The sequence below is a fragment of the Spirosoma sp. SC4-14 genome, from assembly GCF_037201965.1.
In the GTDB taxonomy this organism is placed as follows: domain Bacteria; phylum Bacteroidota; class Bacteroidia; order Cytophagales; family Spirosomataceae; genus Spirosoma.
The window spans coordinates 2,244,268-2,261,259 of record NZ_CP147518.1; the positions used below are offsets into that span (position 1 = coordinate 2,244,268).

Genomic DNA, 16,992 nt, shown 5'->3' on the forward strand with positions numbered 1-16,992 from the left:
CAGTATCTACTGACTAATGAGACAAATGACAATAAAATTAGCTTTCAATTAGACGTTGCAAGAATAAATCGGCTACCCGTAAGGTGGCAGCCATATCGGTCAGTTCGGTATTTTCCAGCGGATTGTGACTAATGCCTTTATAGCATCGTACAAACAGCATGGCTACCGGCGCTACCTGCGAAATCGGAACGGCATCGTGCCCGGCACCGCTCACGAGCCGAACCACATCGTACCCACTGTTGTCGATGGCCTGGGCGAGTAGATTACTGAGTGCCGGGTCGCAGGCAACCGGAGCCGTTTCCTGAATAAGCATCCAGTTGATAGCTACAGCACGTTTTTGCCCAATCGACAAACAGATTTGATGTAGGCTTTGGTACGCTTTGGTTAGGGTTATTTCGTCGTTGCTGCGGACATCCAGACTGCAAACGACTTCGCCCGGAATAACGTTACTGGCTGAATTGACTACATGCAATTTCCCAACCGTAGCCACCAGATCTGGCTGGCTGCCGGCCAGTTTTTCAGCCTCCAGCGCAAATTCGGCGGCTGCACACAGCGCATCCTGACGCATCGCCATGGGTACCGTTCCGGCATGACCCGCCATACCAAGAAACGTAATTTCGATACGCTTCTGTCCGGCAATGGCCGTTACAACGGCTATGGGAATGTTGCGTTCGTAGAGAACCGGCCCCTGCTCAATGTGGATTTCAAAATATCCGAGCCAATCGTCTTTCAGAATTGCGGATGCGGTTAGCTTGTCTGCATCGCCACCGATTTGTGCTAGTACGTCTTTCAGGGGTATGCCATTGGCGTCTGGTTTGTCGAGCAACTGCTTGTCGAATAGTCCGGCTACCACCTTGCTGCCAAGATAAGTCGTGTGAAACCGAACCCCTTCTTCATCGCTAAAGGCAATCAGTTCGAGATGAAACGGCAACGGCTTGTCCAACTTGAGGTGTTTAACCAGATCGAGGGCCATAATTATTCCCATTGGCCCGTCGAATTTTCCGGCATTCACGACCGTGTCCATATGCGAAGCCAGCACAAAGGTTTTTGCGTTGGGATCTGGGCTGATAAGCCGCCCCCGCACATTGCCAATGGCATCGGCCTGCGTTTGCAAACCGATGGCCTGCATCCATTCCTGAATCAGCCCAGATCCCTGCCGAAAGGCTTCGGTACCGAACGTACGCGTAATACACGAAGGATCTTCGCTGATGGCAGCCAGTTGGTTGATTTTTGTCAGTACGTTTTCTGCCCGTTCTAAATAAGTATTCATGCTGTTCAAATCAGCGCCAGCAAACCAGCCGCATTAATTATATAAGAACAGCCTGGTTTGTTGGCATTAGCGATCATTTGTCATCGCCGTGATAAATTGGCTTATCATTCATTCTGACTACGTATCCTTTCCAGAGAATAATTTCCAGACTGTCTTTCGTCCAGTGCTGATTGCCTTTCTCTCCTGTTTCGGTTAACACAAGTCCTTCGGGCCGACCCGGCAAAAACAATTCGGCCTGCTTCCGATCTGTGCTGAAAAGCAGAAACGCTGCTGCGCTATCGGCGCTGTTTTCGGCAATTGATTGTAATTTTATTTGTTCGAATACCCGAATACAGTCGTTCCTGACCGGCGACCATATATAGCCCGCTGACCCAATGCAGCCATGTTCGTCTTTGTCATTTCCCACTACAGTTGAGGTGGGTTGGGCGCTGGCTGAGTCGGCAGTAGCTTTTTCATTTTTCTGGGTTTGGCTATTGTTGCATGACGCGAGCCATGAAACAGCCAGCAGGAGTACGGCAGTCGATTTCATAATAAACGTTACGGTGAAAAAATAAAACGGTTAAAGCTGATTCAGAACAATAGATCCCATTTGTTCCTTGAGGAAACTTCCGGCACCAAATACGCATGTGCCTGCCAGATACGTTTGCTCGACCACGCCATAAAGCGGCTGATGCAGATACGGCGTCATTTTGTGTCGGTGAAAAATAGCATCTTCCGTAACTATGAAGGACTGGTTAGGATTCCAGACAACCAGATCGGCATCATAACCCGCTGCAATTTTCCCTTTCGTAGCTGCCAGACCAGCTAGTTGTGCCGGTTTTTCGGAAAGCCAGTTTGCTATATCGGTTACAGAAAAACCACGCTGTCGGGCGGCTGTCCACAAAACGGGCAAGGCCAGTTGGAGCGACGCAATACCGCCCCAGGCTTTCAGGAAATCGCCATTTTGCATATGTTTCAAATCGGGTGGAGCAGGGGAGTGGTCGGTAGCGACAAAATCGATAATACCTGCGCCAAGCGCTTGCCACAGGCGGTCGTTGTTGGCTCGTTCGCGGATGGGCGGAGCACACTTAAACTGTGTTTGCCCATCGGGAATGCTTTCTGCATCGAAAAATAGGTAATGCTGGGCTGTTTCAACCGTTAGCGGCAAACCATGCTGTTTCGCTTTGGCAATGGGCTGGATGGAATTGGCCGACGATAGATGGACAATATGGGTTCGGCAATTGTATTCTTCGCACAACCGGATCATCAGGGCAATGGCATTGTCTTCCCACGCTTTCGGGCGCGACAACAGGTAGTTCTGATACGAACGCACATCGCCCGTTGCCAACAATTCGTTGGTCGATAATTCGCAATGAACCAGCAGAGGCAGGTTGTAGCGGGCAATGATGGGCATGGCTTGCCGCAGATCGGCTTCCGTAACGTTCGGGAAATCGTCGATGCCGGAGTGCGTCAGAAACGCTTTAAAGCCCAGCACGCCTTTGTCGATCAGTGGCTCAATATCGTTGGCGTTGCCCGGAACTACACCACCCCAGAAACCGCAGTTGGTGTGAAGCTGACCACGGGTGGCTGCTAATTTTTGTTCAAAAGCGGCTACAGTGGTGGTTACGGGCGACGAGTTGAGCGGCATATCGACCAGCGTTGTTAGCCCACCGGCAAGGGCAGCTCGGGTGGCCGTATCGAAACCCTCCCAATCGGTACGGCCCGGTTCGTTGATATGAACGTGCGGATCGATTACTCCGGCCATCAGCACATTGTCCTGTATGTCGATCACATTGTCCGAAAAGCCTGTGGGCAGTTCGGAGCGAACGTCGGCAATCTGCCCATTCTTTATCAGAACTACCGCTGGCCCGAGACCATTGGGTGTGATCACGTTTTTTCCTTTGATGGCGAAGTCAATCATGGAGCTCGTCGTATTGCGTAGCGTAAACCAGGGTACTTATTCAGTAGACTTACGAACTTGCTGTCGTTGATTAAAAATAGGAAATTAATATGTATACTAGGGGTCAATACTACCTAAAACAGCCGAAACAACCATGAAGCATGTTCTTAAAAAAAATGCCTACGGCAAGAATGCCGTAAATCTTTCGAAAATTATTCGGCATGCTGACTATCATGAATTCAGACAGATTTCTGTCAGTATTTCATTAGAAGGTGATTTTGAAACCGCACACACCCTGGGCGACAACAGCAGGATTTTGCCGACCGATACGCAGAAAAATACGGTGTATGCGCTGGCAAAAGATCATTTTACTGACTCCATCGAACACTTTGCGCTCTATTTAGCTAATTATTTCGTTTCGACAAATCCGCAGGTGTCGCAGGCTAAAGTCGATATTGTTGAATTGCCATGGACGCGTATGACCTTCGATGGCGAATTGCACCATCATGCCTACATAGGTGGCAGTTCAGAGAAACACACGACAAGGGTAGTGCAAACGCGGGAAGGTGTTTCCATCTGTTCGGGCCTGAACGGTCTGCTCATCCTGAAAACGACGGACTCGGGTTTTGAGGGTTACATTAAAGATCAGTATACGACGCTGAAAGAAACCGCCGACCGTATTTTTGCCACGCAGTGCGAAGCTACCTGGGACTACACGTCAACCGATCTGGATTTTACGGCCACCTTTGCAACCATCCGCGAAGCCTTGCTGAAAACCTTTGCGCATCATAAAAGTCTGTCGGTTCAGCAAACCTTGATGGCGATGGGTGAAGCCGTATTGAATGCTGTGCCGGATGTAAGTGAGATTAGTTTAACGCTACCCAATAAACACCATATTCTGTTTAATCTGGAGCCGTTTGGGATGGAAAATAAAAACGAAATCTTCATCGCCACCGACGAGCCCTATGGCTACATTACGGGAACGGTGAGCCGGTGATTTATTTAGTGTAGAGTGAAAAATAGTTTTAATGGATGCAGAGCTATTTTTCACTCTACACTCTTCACTAAATAAACCTCTTCGCTAAACACGGCTAAAATCTCATACCGATTGGATAATCTGGCGCACTGTTCGAATGGATAAATGTGTTTCCTTTGTTTCTGAATTTTCCTGTAAGCTTATTCAATCAATTTCATGGAGTCATTAGTGTGTATCGAACCGCGACAGTTTGCCTATAAACAGATCGAAAAACCCGTACTGACGGCCGGAAATGCCATTGTCCGAATCCGGCGTATTGGTATTTGTGGAACCGATCTGCACGCGTTCGAAGGTACACAGCCGTATTTTAGTTATCCTCGTATTCTAGGGCATGAACTGGCCGGTGATCTGGTCGAAGCTGATGGTGCCCCCGATTTTATGCCTGGCGAAGCGATTACGTTTATTCCGTATTTCAATTGTGGCTACTGCATTGCCTGTCGGTCGGGTAAGCCTAATTGTTGCGTTCGTATTCAGGTTTCGGGTGTGCATATCGATGGGGGAATGGTCGAATACCTTTCTGTGCCATCCTATTCGCTGGTACATGGCGATGGCCTGAGTCACGACGAACTGGCGCTGGTAGAACCATTGGCCATTGGTGCCCACGGCGTTCGTCGGGCCGATGTGCAACCGGGCGAAAATGTGCTGGTCGTTGGAGCCGGACCGATTGGCCTGGGAACAATGGAGTTTGCCCGTATTGCTGGTGCCAACGTCATCGCGCTCGACATTAATGAATCCCGGCTGGCGTTCTGCAAGAACCGCTTAGGCGTTAGTCATACTGTCAATGCATTATCACCTGACGTTGCTGAGCAACTCTCAGTCATTACCAATGGTGATATGCCTACCGTTGTGATCGACGCGACGGGGAGCCTTCGAGCCATTAATACCGCATTTGCTTATATGGCGCATAGTGGCCGGTATGTGCTGGTAGGCTTACAGAAAGGCGACATCAGTTTTTCGCATCCCGAATTTCACAAACGCGAAGCCACGCTCATGAGCAGCCGCAACGCTACCCGCGTCGATTTTGAGCACGTGATTGCCAGTATGAAAAAAGGCCTGGTCGATCCCACCACCTACATTACTCATCGCGTTGGTTTCGACCAGATTCAATCTGAATTTGAGAGCTGGCTCGATCCCGCCAACGGCGTTATTAAAGCGATAGCGTCTTTTTAGTGAAGAGCTTAGTTAGTGAAGAATGAAGAGTGAAGAATAGCTCCGCATCCTTTGAAATTATTCTTCATTCTTCACTAAATATCACCATTCCAGAAACACCATACCGGCACCGCAGAGGAACAGGGTGATGCCTGCCAGTGCGTGCATATAGCGTTCGAGTTTGTCAGTTTTCAGGAAGGAAAATCCGTAGTAGCCGAGCAGGACCAGCGCGAGCATCGTGATCAGGGTACAGAGCGTATACACGCCGATTAGTAGCAGCATACCCATCCACGAGTGTTGGACTGCGGGAAAATAAAGAAGAGGGATCATCGGCTCACAGGGGCCCAGCACAAAGATGACAAACATAACCCAGGGCGTTACTCTGAATCGCTCCTGAGGGTAAACTGCCCGACCATGTTTATGCTGGTACACATACATCGCTCCATCGTCGTAGATATCGACGTGTTTGTGGGGGCGGTTCTGATAAGCGCGATACACACCCCACAAGCAATAGACAAACCCAAAGGCCAATAGGGCCCAGCCTGCCATGCCACCGCGTATGGATTCAAACCAACTGATTCTGGCGACCGACCAGCCCACCGCAGCTCCGCCTAACCCGAGCAGTACCGAACTCCAGACGTGGCCACAACCGCATACGAGCGTCCAGCCTATGGTTCGTGTCAGCGACCAGCCGCGGGCTCTGGCCAGTGCAATAAATGGCACATAATGATCTGGCCCCGTAAGTGTGTGCAGAAATGCGATGGTGAGGGCAGTAAGCACCAGTAGCTGATTTTCAGGCTGCATTGGTTACGGCTTTCGGTTGCGGCAAAAGGTTAGCAATGGTTTTTAGACAAGTGTGTAATTGCTCGGCCCGATGGCCAAGGAGTCTAATAACCAGTCCGTTGACTGGTGCCGCCGTAACGCCGAACAGAACATCAGATTGCTGATTAAGATAGTCGTGTAGGGTGTTGCTGAGCGTGCTTACCGGCGCTTGTTGATGGAGGTAGAGCAGGTTGGCCTGATGCGTGAACCCTTCCATCTGGCCAATAGCCTGTACGTTCATCCGATCAGGTTCGACCAAAAGATTTTCTTTGACAACTAACCGCTGATTGAGCCATACCTGCGTCAGATTATGGTAACGCGAAAAGTGGAAGACTTCGCCGTTGAGCTTACGACCACAGGTAAGTACTTCGCCCCAGATTAAACTACTCGAATCGGTCATGTCGATGCGGTTAATGGCCGAAAATCGGGAAGCTTCATGGGGTACTGTAGGATGAGGCAGGTAACAAAATGCAGAGTTGGCCGCCAGTCTAATCTGCGTTTGCTGCGAAGCTCCGAGCTTCATGCTAAACAGCCGTTGATAAGATTGAGTCTGTAGCTCCAGCGCACAATTCTCGGCTACATCAACCTGTATCTGATAAACGTCGCCCTCTAAAATACCCGGCGACGAGCTCATCAGCATTAGTTTCAGCAGATTCGACCGTTTGTCTTCAGTGACATTGGCAACTTTAAACGGTGGCGTAAAAAACGCTTTTTTAAGAACGGTTCTGTCTTCCCGATGGGCGGTCTGAATGTGTAGCTTGGCCTTCATCGCCACAATTTAGGCTCTTCAATAGTTTCGAGTAAGGCATATCGCCGTATCCAGTCAATCACACTGTCGAGTCCTTCGAGGCTCATCAGGTTGGTGAATATAAACGGCTGGCCGTTGCGCATTCGTCGGGCGTCGCGCTCCATCACGTCCAGATTGGCGTTAACGTAAGGTGCCAGGTCTATTTTATTGATAATCAACAGGTCGGAGCGTGTGATGCCGGGCCCGCCTTTACGGGGGATTTTGTCGCCTTCGGCCACGTCGATCACAAAAATGGTCACGTCGGCCAGATCGGGGCTAAACGTAGCCGAGAGGTTATCGCCACCACTTTCGATGAAGATAATTTCGATATCGGGAAATCGCTGGGCCATTTCGTCAACTGCTTCCAGATTCATGCTGGCATCTTCGCGAATGGCCGTATGCGGGCACCCTCCGGTTTCGACACCAATAATCCGTTCGGGGGGCAGCAGGCTATTCTGCGTCAGAAACTCGGCATCTTCTTTGGTATAAATGTCGTTGGTGATAACGCCAATGCTATAGTGCCTGGTCATTTGCCGCGATAGCCGCTCAATCAGTGCCGTTTTTCCTGACCCTACCGGCCCGGCCACGCCAATTTTTATGTAGTTTCTTGATGTCATGGATTGATGTCACAAAATAGCCACCCACCAGTATCGGGGTTCACCCTCTAATTTAAGAAATAGCCGAGAGAGTTCCGTTCTGCTCCATAGTAACAACACATTCGCTATTGTCGCTCCAACTTGTAGTAATGATACCAGCAGGCCAGGTCTCGCGTTGCGCGCCCAATTATCGTAAGTTTAATTTCATGCCTTCGTGGGTAGCCACGAAGCCCAGTGATTCGTAGAAATGAACAGCTTTAGGGCGTTGTTTATCCGTTGTCAACTGAAGCATATAACACCCTTGCTCGCGGGCTCTTTCAATAGCGTAGGTAAACATTGCCGTTCCAATACCTTTGCCACGATGAGTTGAATGAACTCTTACGGCTTCAATCTGAGCGCGGAGGCCGCCCTGATGGGTTAGGTATTGGATAAACGTCAACTGGAATGTACCTACGGGTTTGCCGTTCAATTCGGCCAGGGTCAGCTCCTGATTCGAATCCTTTATGATTCGTTCAAAGGCTTTTATGTATGCTTCGGGAAGGGGTAGCTCCAGCTTTTCGCGCATAGACCCCAGTGGATCATCGGCCAGCATTTGTACAATTTCTACTAAATCATTCGCTGTTGCTAATCGAAAGGTAAGCTGTTGATTCATATAACATCTGCTTTGTTGCAACAAAAAAATCCCGCAGCGGGTAGGCTACGGGATTTACTGATTTACTTTTTCGACGCTGTCTTTTTTGCGGTTGCCGTCGTCTTTTTCGTTGTTGTTTTTTTTGCCGCAGTATCGCTGGCTTTCGCTTTTGTGGCACTGGCTTTTTTGGCCGGTGCTTTGGTGGATGCCGGATCGTCGCCCGCCAATTGCAGGCAATCGTCGAGCGTCAGGCTGGCCGGGTCAACATCTTTGGGAATTCGGATATTCCGTTTACCCACTGCCAGATACGGCCCATACTGACCATTCACAACTTTCACCGCCGGATTTTCCGGAAATTCTTTAATATACTTATTCGCTTCAATTTGCCGTTTGGCCTGGATCAGTTCGATCGCTCTCTCCAGCGTTATACCCGCCAGCGACTCATTCCGGGGCAATGAAATGTATTTATCTTCAAACTTTACATAGGGTCCAAAACGACCTTTCCCGGTTGTAACGGGCTTGCCTTCAAAATCGCCAAGTGTTTCGCTAACCGACTCGGCCCGTTTGGCCTGAATCAGTTCAATGGCGCGGGGTGCATCGATCGAATAGGGGTCGTCTTCGCGAGTGAGTGAAACATATTTGTCGTCGTGCTTCACATAGGGCCCAAACTTTCCGATGCCAATAACCATCGGTTTATCTTCGAAGAAGCCGATTTCGCGGGGCAACGCAAACAGGTCTAAGGCTTCCTGCAAAGTAATGGTTTCAATGAGTTGCCCATCGCGCAGGTTGGCAAAGCGGGGCTTTTCTTCATCGCTGGCTTCGCCAATTTGAACATAGGCTCCATAGCGTCCCAGCCGTGCCGACACGGGCTTCCCCGTTGCCGGATCAGCGCCTAAAACACGTTCGCCGGTTTTGAACGACACCCCCGATGCTCCCTGAATATCTTCGATACTCTTATGGAAGTCGCCGTAAAACTCTTCCAGCATTTTCTTCCAGTTCATCCGCCCATCTGCAATTTCGTCGAACTCTTTTTCGACTGTAGCTGTGAACTGGTAGTCGACAATATCAGGAAAATATTCAACCAGAAAATCGTTGACAACAATACCCGTGTTGGTCGGAAACAACTTGGCTTTTTCGGAGCCAAAGGTCTCTTTGCCACTGGTTTCTCTGATCTGGTTGTTCTGTAAGGTAAACTCCTGATACTTACGCTCCTGGCCTGGTTTGTCCTGCTTAATTACATAGCCCCGGTTAATAATTGTGGAAATTGTTGGGGCATAGGTCGATGGGCGGCCAATACCCATTTCTTCCAGTTTTTTTACCAGCGACGCTTCGGCATAACGCGGTTGCGGACGCGAAAACTTCTCGGTTGCCTTCATCTGCCCAAGCGCCAGCGGTTGGCCAATGGTTAGGGGAGGGAGCATTCCTTTGGCATCTTCGTCGCCATCTTCGTCGTCTTTCGACTCCAGATAAACGCGCAGAAAACCATCGAATTTGATCACTTCGCCCTGTGCCACCAGCTCATTGGGGAAATTGCGTGGCTGAGCCAGAGTATCGATAAACGGACTGTCGTCCACATGAGTCTGTATTGTTGCTGTTGCACCATTGGCAAACCGGATACCGATCGTAACCGTTGTCCGCTCCAGTTGAGCATCGGCCATTTGCGAAGCAATCGACCGTTTCCAGATCAGTTCATACAATCGTTTCTGATCCCGATCGGCTCCGGCATTGCGGTCGTTGAAGTTGGTAGGCCGAATGGCTTCGTGTGCTTCCTGTGCCGACTCGTTTTTAGTCTTAAACTGCCGGGTCTGTACATATTGCGGTCCAAATTCAGTTTCGATTTCGGCCTTGGCTTTATCGATTGCTTCCTGCGACAGGTTTGTTGAATCGGTACGCATGTAGGAAATCTTACCGGCTTCGTACAGATTCTGTGCTAACCGCATGGTGCGATCGACCGAAAAGCTAAGCTTACGCGAAGCTTCCTGTTGGAGAGTAGACGTGGTAAAAGGCGGAGCTGGTGATTTTTTGGCAGGTTTTACTTCCAGATTTTTGATCGTAAAGGTAGCCCCTACACAGGCTTCGAGAAACGCACGCGCATCGCCTGCGGTGGCAAAGTTCTTCGGCAATTCGGCATTCAGAACTTTAGTGCCATCGACAATAAACTGGGCAGTAACCTTAAAAGACGATTTTGACTGGTGCCTATCGATCTCGCGTTCCCGTTCGACAACAAGCCGCAGCGCAACCGATTGCACACGACCTGCCGACAATCCGGTGCTGCCGCCTTTGATCTTACGCCATAGAACGGGCGAGAGTTCGTAACCGACCAGCCGGTCGAGCACGCGCCGAGCCTGCTGCGCATTAACCAGATCGACATCAATGGTGCGGGGGGTTTTAATGGCATTCTGGATGGCATTCTTAGTGATTTCGCGAAAAACAATTCGTTTCGTATTGTCACGCAGGCCCAATGCTTCTTTCAAGTGCCAGGAAATGGCTTCTCCTTCGCGATCATCGTCAGTAGCAAGCCATACTTCATCGGCCGACTTGGCTAATGTTTTGAGTTCACTGACCAGCTTTTTTTTATCGGGCGAAATTTCATAAGACGGTTGGAAGCCATTGGCTACGTCTACGGCCAGCCCATCTTTGGGCAAATCGCGAACGTGGCCAAAACTGGACTTCACCGTAAAGTCCTTACCCAGATAGCCTTCAATGGTTTTCGCCTTCGCCGGCGACTCCACAATGACTAAGTTTTTCGACATAGTTGGTGTTCAGGTTGATGATACCTCCTCTGCTATTTTCGCATCGACCGGGCCAAATATAGACGCAAAAGCCTTACTTGTGCAACCTGCCAAGTTTTATGGAACCAAATGAGAGGAGGAAATTATATAGGTATGTAACAATATATAATAAATCAACGTTCGGATTTTTATCGAGAGATTCTGTAACGTAGCTGACGAGTGTAAGATAAAATAGCTACAAAACCGGCTGTCTTACAGAAGCTAACCCGAAATAAACATGCGCTGCAGGCTGATTCACTGGTAGTGTTTATATTCACTATTAATCATTAGCTACACATCTCTCCATGTATGCCAGCAACTGGCAATAAATTTCTCAATTAGTCTGAATGTAATCATACTGAGCTTAGCGTTTCTTCCTGTTAAGTCTACTGAGTTACCCATTGCCTATCGTCCAGCAAGGTAACGATCCTTAATGTAGTGTAACCGATGCTGATACACCTGTTTGCTAAAGGAAAGGATACGGTATCCGGCATTTGTAAATAATTTAGATATATTTAATACATTTGATTTTAATCCCTTAATAGCAAAGATTCATTTTTAATTAGACGCATATATGTATGTCGAACGGACTAGAGCCTAACAATTGGCTAAATTCTCCCATTCTTCATCAGGGCTTATACGCGAGTGGACGAGGGCGCTTAGCTATGCATAGCATATTCTGGGGGTTTATGTTCCTGTTTATGCTGTACACCTATAAATGGCTGGTCAATGAATCTTCTTTAATTTTTATCCTGGCCCTTAGTGGTACAACCATCGTACTGGCAAGCTACTATTTTGTTGCCCACTATTGTTTACCTCTACTGTATCAAAAACAATGGCTACGGCTTTTAATGCTAGTAGTGGCCTTATACATTGTTCAGACGGCGTATAATTATTACTCATTTGTGTGGGTTGCCACACACTATAATGTATTTACAAAAATTGCAGATAACCTCGGAGGCAATGGAATACTGCATGCGCTGACACAAAGCAATACCTTATTAATTAACTGGTCGTTTACTCTATCGTCATTGACGATCCCGGTAGCGCTGAAAGTAGTGAAAGACATTTTGATGGCGCGAACCAAAACTGCCGAACTGGAGCGGGATAACATACGGCTGGAACTGCAATTTCTACAAGCTCAGATTCAGCCTCATTTTGTTTTAAATTCGATCAATAGCGTTTATTCGGTAGTGGCCGGTACCGACGATGAAGCTGCAACGATGCTTCTACGTCTGTCGGCCTTGCTACGGTATGCGCTTCACGAAACGGCTAACCCAACCGTGTCATTGGATAAGGAAGTCGAATTTCTCCGCGAATACATTGGGCTGGAGGCCGTTCGTCAACATGAACGCACTACGCTCTCGTTTCAAAATGAAGGCTCTGTAGAGGGGTATCAAATTCCTCCGCTTCTGCTGGTAACCTTTGTCGAAAATGCCTTCAAACATGGGATCAATGCAACTTATCGGCAGGCCTGGGCTAATGTACGGCTGCAAATTCAGGAAGATGGTATATTGAATTTTCAAGTAGAAAACTCAAAGCCTCCTCTTGATGTACAACAACGAAACAATAAACGCACTAAAGGTATAGGTCTCGAAAATACACGACGTCGGCTTAACTTATTATTCCCAAAACGACATCAATTACTAATAAAAAATGACCCCGAAACCTTTACGGTCAATCTGACACTTAACCTTGAGCGGACGAAACCCGCGTCGACAGAGACATTCCTAACCCAACAAAATGTAATCACCACACTCAATGGAGCAACGCACATATAGCTGTCTGATTGTTGATGATGAACCTCTTGCCCAGAATTTAATTGAAAAGTTTGTGGCCCGATTATCATTTTTAAAACTAATCGGAAAATCGAACCATGCGGTGGCAGCTATAGACGCCATTCATCAGTTTCATCCAGACATTATTTTTCTGGATATCACGATGCCCGAAATGACAGGATTTGAGTTGCTACAGACTTTAACCGCCAATCGGCCTCAGATCATTATGACAACCGCCCACTCTGAATATGCGGTTGAAGGATTTACCTATAACGTAACCGACTATTTAATTAAACCCATTTCGTTTGAGCACTTCCTGAGAGCGGTAAACCGCTCCATAGGCCGAATCAACGGTACAACAACAGCCATACCAACGGAAACAAAAGCCGCAGATGGGCAATACTTCTGGATCAAGGAAGGTACCAAACTTCTACAAATCAATACCGACGACGTGATCTTTATGGAAGGGCTTAAAGATTATGTTAAGGTACACCTGGTTGACCGGGTAGTGGTTACCTACCTAACGATGACCAAAATGGAAGAACTGCTTCCAAAGGGCCAATTTCTTCGCATCAATCGCTCTTATCTGGTACGCAAGAAAGCCATACGAGCCATTCATGGAAATACGATTGAAACACTTTCGAAACACGAACTAGTGATGGGTAGCAGTTACCGAAATTCGGTTCTGGAATCGCTGCGTGATACATTTATTGGACGCACAACACCAGAGTAAATTCATTTAGTCGAGAATATCACCTACTTAGTCTAAACAAATTGTTCGGCCTACCAGAATAGTCTACGTTTGAATGTTCCTTATTTCTAAACTTAATTTTTTCTATAATGAAAACAGCTACGCACAATTCGCTCACACCAACACTCAATAAAAAACGAGTGCATCACCTTACCAAATCTGCTCATCAGACAACCAACCCTAAACGATCTACGACTATAACCGGAACAGGAACAATCGCCACAAGCTTTTAGTAGGACAATGGTTTGCAAATCACACCGGATTTAAATCTGGTGTGATTTTTTATTCTTTCAATACGCGAGTATGATTAGTATAGCATCTAGTTTTTATCTACTCCGCCTTCCTGCTCTTCCTTTTCAATCCGTAAAAGTGGAGGCTATCGCCACCTCTTTACAACATCTATGGGAAACTACAATTCTGGCCGAAGCCGTGTTTGTTGCCTCCCCCGAGCTATATCAGCAAGTTAGTAACCATATTTCTTTAAAAGGCTGGCCACTCTCCAATGCGCTGTTCCATTCGTTGGTAAAATATGCGCTGCGGATGAGCAGCCGAGCTACCCCTTTCGGTCTGATGTCAGGCTTCTCGGTAGGTCAATTAGCCGAATCAACCCGGGTCAGCATCAATTCAGAACAAGTCGTTGTTCGACACCAACGGCTCGATATGGATTGCATGGCGGGCTTGATTCGGCACATTAACAGCGATATTACGATAAAAAAACAACTCCTTTTTTTCCCGAACAACAGTCGCTATACCGTTGGCGACGAACTCCGCTACACCGAACGGGACGATACAGGCTTAAGCCGCCACTACTTTATTAGCTCGGTTAGCCAAACGGACTATTTAACCGATTTACTACAACGAACGGAAACCGGAGCATCCCTGGAACACCTGGCCTGCCTGCTCAAGCAGGCAGGCGCTCCCTATCAAACAGCCCGTGCCTTTGTTGATGAACTCGTCGATAGTCAATTGCTGGTAAGTGAACTAGAGCCAATGCTTACAGGTCCTTCCATGATCTGCCGGTTACGCGAACGTCTTGCTCAACTACGGGGAAGTCATTCTCTTGTAAATAGATTGAGCCAGATTGAACACCTCCTCAGTTCGACAACGGCTGACTCAAGAGACGTTTACCAATCTGTAGAGAATCTAATAGCTGGCTATACAGGATCAACTGTACCTCAGCGGCTTATTCAAACTGACACATCATTGAATACACCTGACAATCAGATTAGTCAGAACGTTATTCAGACGATTCTTAGCCAACTGGCAGAGCTAAAAGACGTAAACCAATCATCTGTCACTACACAGCTCACCGACTTTAGCCGACGCTTTCGGGAACGATACGATCAGCAGGAAATTCCCCTACAACTGGCGCTGGATAGTGATTTTGGTATTGGTTACGGCAACTCATCGGGCGATCAGGCTAACTATACTCCTCTCTTAGATTCATTAACGATTCCTCCTGCCAATTCGCCGACCCAGTTTCTTTTAGGGCCTTATGAACAATTGGTGCTGAGCAAGTTCAGCCAGGCTTTAAGAGCGAATGAACCCGTCATAGTACTAACAGCCGATGATCTGATTCCATTAGAGGGTTCAGGCGTTCCGTTTGCCAGTAGTTTTTATGTTTTAGGCAATCTCCTCAGTGCATCGGCTGCAAATCTGGACCGTGGCGATTTTCAATTCAATATACTATCTGCTGAGGGCCCTTCGGCCGCTAACCTTCTGGGGCGGTTCTGCGCTCACTCGCCAGAGCTAACCAACCAGGTAAAACGCTTGCTCAAGCGCGAAGAAGAAGAACAACTCGATGCAATTTTTGCCGAAATAATTCACTGGCCAGATGATAGGCTGGGAAACATTCTGGTGCGCCCTGTTCTTCGTGACTATGAGATTCCCTATATCAGCCAGGCTTCGGTAGACAAAGACCATCAAATACCACTCGATGATTTACTGCTTTCAGTACAGGCAGATGGCCGATTAGTATTACGCTCGAAGCGATATGGGAAAGAAATTATTCCCCGATTATCGACAGCTCACAATTACCACACAGGCTTAAGTACGTATCAATTTTTGGCAGATTTGCAGCGGCAAAATCAGGCAACGCACCTTGGCTGGCAGTGGGGGGCCTTAGATAATCAGCCATTTTTACCCCGAGTTACATACAAAAATCTTATCCTGTCGCGCGCACGCTGGATACTTCGCCAGCACACCCTGCCAACGAATTCGCTCAACGAATTTATAGCGCATCTGTCCATACACTATAAGCTTCCCAAATGGATTGCGATTGCTGACGGAGATAATGAATTGGTGCTTGATTTAGAGTCGCTTATCGGACAGCAGTTGTTATTGGACGAATACCGTCGGCGATCTCCGTTACGAATTATAGAATGGGTGGCTACTCCCGACCAATGTTGGATAGCCACCAAAGACGGCTCCTACGTAAACGAGCTGGTTATTCCGTGTGAAACCAGAACAACGCCAGCTCCTTTATTTAATCAAAACAGATTTTCAACGGCCTGGGGCGCGGCTGAACCTGATTCCTTTTCCTACACTCGTTCCTTTGACCTAGGCAGCGAATGGCTCTACGTAAAACTCTATATGGGCGTACAGCCAGCCGATGACTTGCTAAAAACAGTAATCGGGCCATTTATTGAACAACTAAAAGCCCAAAACCAGATCGAACTTTTCTTTTTTATTCGCTATGCAGATCCTGATACGCATCTACGTCTGCGTTTTTATAGTACGCGTCCTCAATTTTATACCTCTGTTCTCGAACAGCTTTATCAACTCCTGGCACCTTACCGACAATCAGGGGTTATTTATCGGGTACAAACCGATACCTATGAGCGGGAAATAGAACGCTACGGCGCTAGTGCGATCGTCGATAGTGAGCAATTATTCGACGTCGATAGCCAGGCAATTCTGGACTATCTGAAGGATGAAATCAGTTTACAGGATCGTTGGCTTTTTGCCCTTCAAAGCTGCGATGCGTTGCTAAACGATTTTGGATTGAGTATTCAGGCTAAAGTTGGCTTGCTACAGCAGTTACAACGTCAATTTTTAGCCGAACACCGAGCCGATAAAACGCTCCGCAAAGAACTGAACGATCGCTACCGAAACGACCGGTCTATAATTGATCAGTTACTTTCTGGCGGCTTATCCGAAGGGTCAAACCTGAATGCCGCATATCTACAGACGCGCTCCCGGCAACTCCAGGCCATTATTGATCGAATTAAGGGCAACATCCAGAATACTAGCCACCAACCAGCAGAATATTCGCTAATTGCCAGTTATCTGCATATGAGTTTGAATCGCCTGTTTATTTCCCAGCAACGCACGCACGAGATGGTTATTTATCATTTTCTGGCTCGATATTATGAGTCACAACAGGCTCGGCAATGCCGCTAAGGACTTATAAACGAGCAGACACCCGCCTTTGTCGAGTTGATGGGAACGTTAGTCTAAATTTTTAAGGAATTCCAATCAGTAGGGCTAAACTTGTTTCAACAAACACATAACACACCCTTT

14 protein-coding genes are annotated in these 16,992 nt (G+C 47.8%); 6 read left to right on the forward strand and 8 right to left on the reverse strand.

What is annotated here, in order from left to right:
* Window positions 1-37: 37 nt before the first annotated feature.
* The 3 genes from WBJ53_RS09080 to allB all read right to left on the reverse strand — a co-directional run bounded on the left by WBJ53_RS09080 (window position 38) and on the right by allB (window position 3,170).
* Complete coding sequence (locus WBJ53_RS09080; protein ID WP_338875767.1) at window positions 38-1,270, reverse strand: allantoate amidohydrolase; 1,233 nt, start codon at window positions 1,268-1,270, stop codon at window positions 38-40.
* A gap of 73 nt (window positions 1,271-1,343) precedes the next feature.
* Window positions 1,344-1,799, reverse strand: a complete 456-nt coding sequence (locus WBJ53_RS09085; RefSeq protein ID WP_338875768.1) for a hypothetical protein — start codon at window positions 1,797-1,799, stop codon at window positions 1,344-1,346.
* Window positions 1,800-1,829: 30 nt separating this feature from the next.
* Complete coding sequence (gene allB, locus WBJ53_RS09090) at window positions 1,830-3,170, reverse strand: allantoinase AllB (RefSeq protein WP_338875769.1); 1,341 nt, start codon at window positions 3,168-3,170, stop codon at window positions 1,830-1,832.
* A 133-nt stretch (window positions 3,171-3,303) separates the two neighbouring features.
* Here allB and pucL point away from each other — a divergent pair, with 133 nt between their 5' ends.
* Entirely contained in the window at window positions 3,304-4,146 is an 843-nt protein-coding gene (pucL, locus tag WBJ53_RS09095) for a factor-independent urate hydroxylase (protein ID WP_338875771.1), read from the forward strand.
* Between the two features lie 195 nt (window positions 4,147-4,341).
* Entirely contained in the window at window positions 4,342-5,355 is a 1,014-nt protein-coding gene (locus WBJ53_RS09100) for a zinc-binding alcohol dehydrogenase family protein (protein ID WP_338875772.1), read from the forward strand.
* Between the two features lie 81 nt (window positions 5,356-5,436).
* Here the strand turns inward: WBJ53_RS09100 and WBJ53_RS09105 are convergent, their stop codons facing one another.
* From WBJ53_RS09105 to topA, 5 genes are all read right to left on the reverse strand, one after another.
* On the reverse strand, window positions 5,437-6,138 hold the full coding sequence (locus WBJ53_RS09105) for a hypothetical protein (RefSeq protein ID WP_338875773.1): 702 nt from the start codon (window positions 6,136-6,138) through the stop codon (window positions 5,437-5,439).
* A complete protein-coding gene (locus WBJ53_RS09110) occupies window positions 6,128-6,925 on the reverse strand; it encodes an urease accessory protein UreD (protein WP_338875774.1) in 798 nt (265 codons plus the stop codon). The genes WBJ53_RS09105 and WBJ53_RS09110 overlap by 11 nt, the downstream gene beginning before the upstream one ends.
* Complete coding sequence (gene ureG / locus WBJ53_RS09115; protein ID WP_338875775.1) at window positions 6,922-7,560, reverse strand: urease accessory protein UreG; 639 nt, start codon at window positions 7,558-7,560, stop codon at window positions 6,922-6,924. Before ureG ends, WBJ53_RS09110 begins: the two co-directional genes overlap by 4 nt.
* A gap of 166 nt (window positions 7,561-7,726) precedes the next feature.
* A complete protein-coding gene (locus tag WBJ53_RS09120; protein WP_338875776.1) occupies window positions 7,727-8,191 on the reverse strand; it encodes a GNAT family N-acetyltransferase in 465 nt (154 codons plus the stop codon).
* Window positions 8,192-8,253: 62 nt separating this feature from the next.
* Window positions 8,254-10,923, reverse strand: a complete 2,670-nt coding sequence (topA, locus tag WBJ53_RS09125) for a type I DNA topoisomerase (protein ID WP_338875777.1) — start codon at window positions 10,921-10,923, stop codon at window positions 8,254-8,256.
* 596 nt (window positions 10,924-11,519) lie between these two features.
* On the opposite strand from topA, the gene WBJ53_RS09130 reads away from it, so the two are divergent.
* The 4 genes from WBJ53_RS09130 (at window position 11,520) to WBJ53_RS09145 (ending at window position 16,872) form a co-directional block, all read left to right on the forward strand.
* On the forward strand, window positions 11,520-12,722 hold the full coding sequence (locus WBJ53_RS09130; protein WP_338875778.1) for a histidine kinase: 1,203 nt from the start codon (window positions 11,520-11,522) through the stop codon (window positions 12,720-12,722).
* Entirely contained in the window at window positions 12,703-13,452 is a 750-nt protein-coding gene (locus WBJ53_RS09135; RefSeq protein ID WP_338875779.1) for a LytTR family DNA-binding domain-containing protein, read from the forward strand. The genes WBJ53_RS09130 and WBJ53_RS09135 overlap by 20 nt, the downstream gene beginning before the upstream one ends.
* 107 nt (window positions 13,453-13,559) lie before the next feature.
* Complete coding sequence (locus WBJ53_RS09140) at window positions 13,560-13,703, forward strand: hypothetical protein (RefSeq protein WP_338875780.1); 144 nt, start codon at window positions 13,560-13,562, stop codon at window positions 13,701-13,703.
* 70 nt (window positions 13,704-13,773) lie between these two features.
* Window positions 13,774-16,872 (forward strand): lantibiotic dehydratase, encoded by a 3,099-nt coding sequence (locus tag WBJ53_RS09145; protein ID WP_338875781.1) that lies wholly within the window; start codon window positions 13,774-13,776, stop codon window positions 16,870-16,872.
* Window positions 16,873-16,992 lie beyond the last annotated feature (120 nt).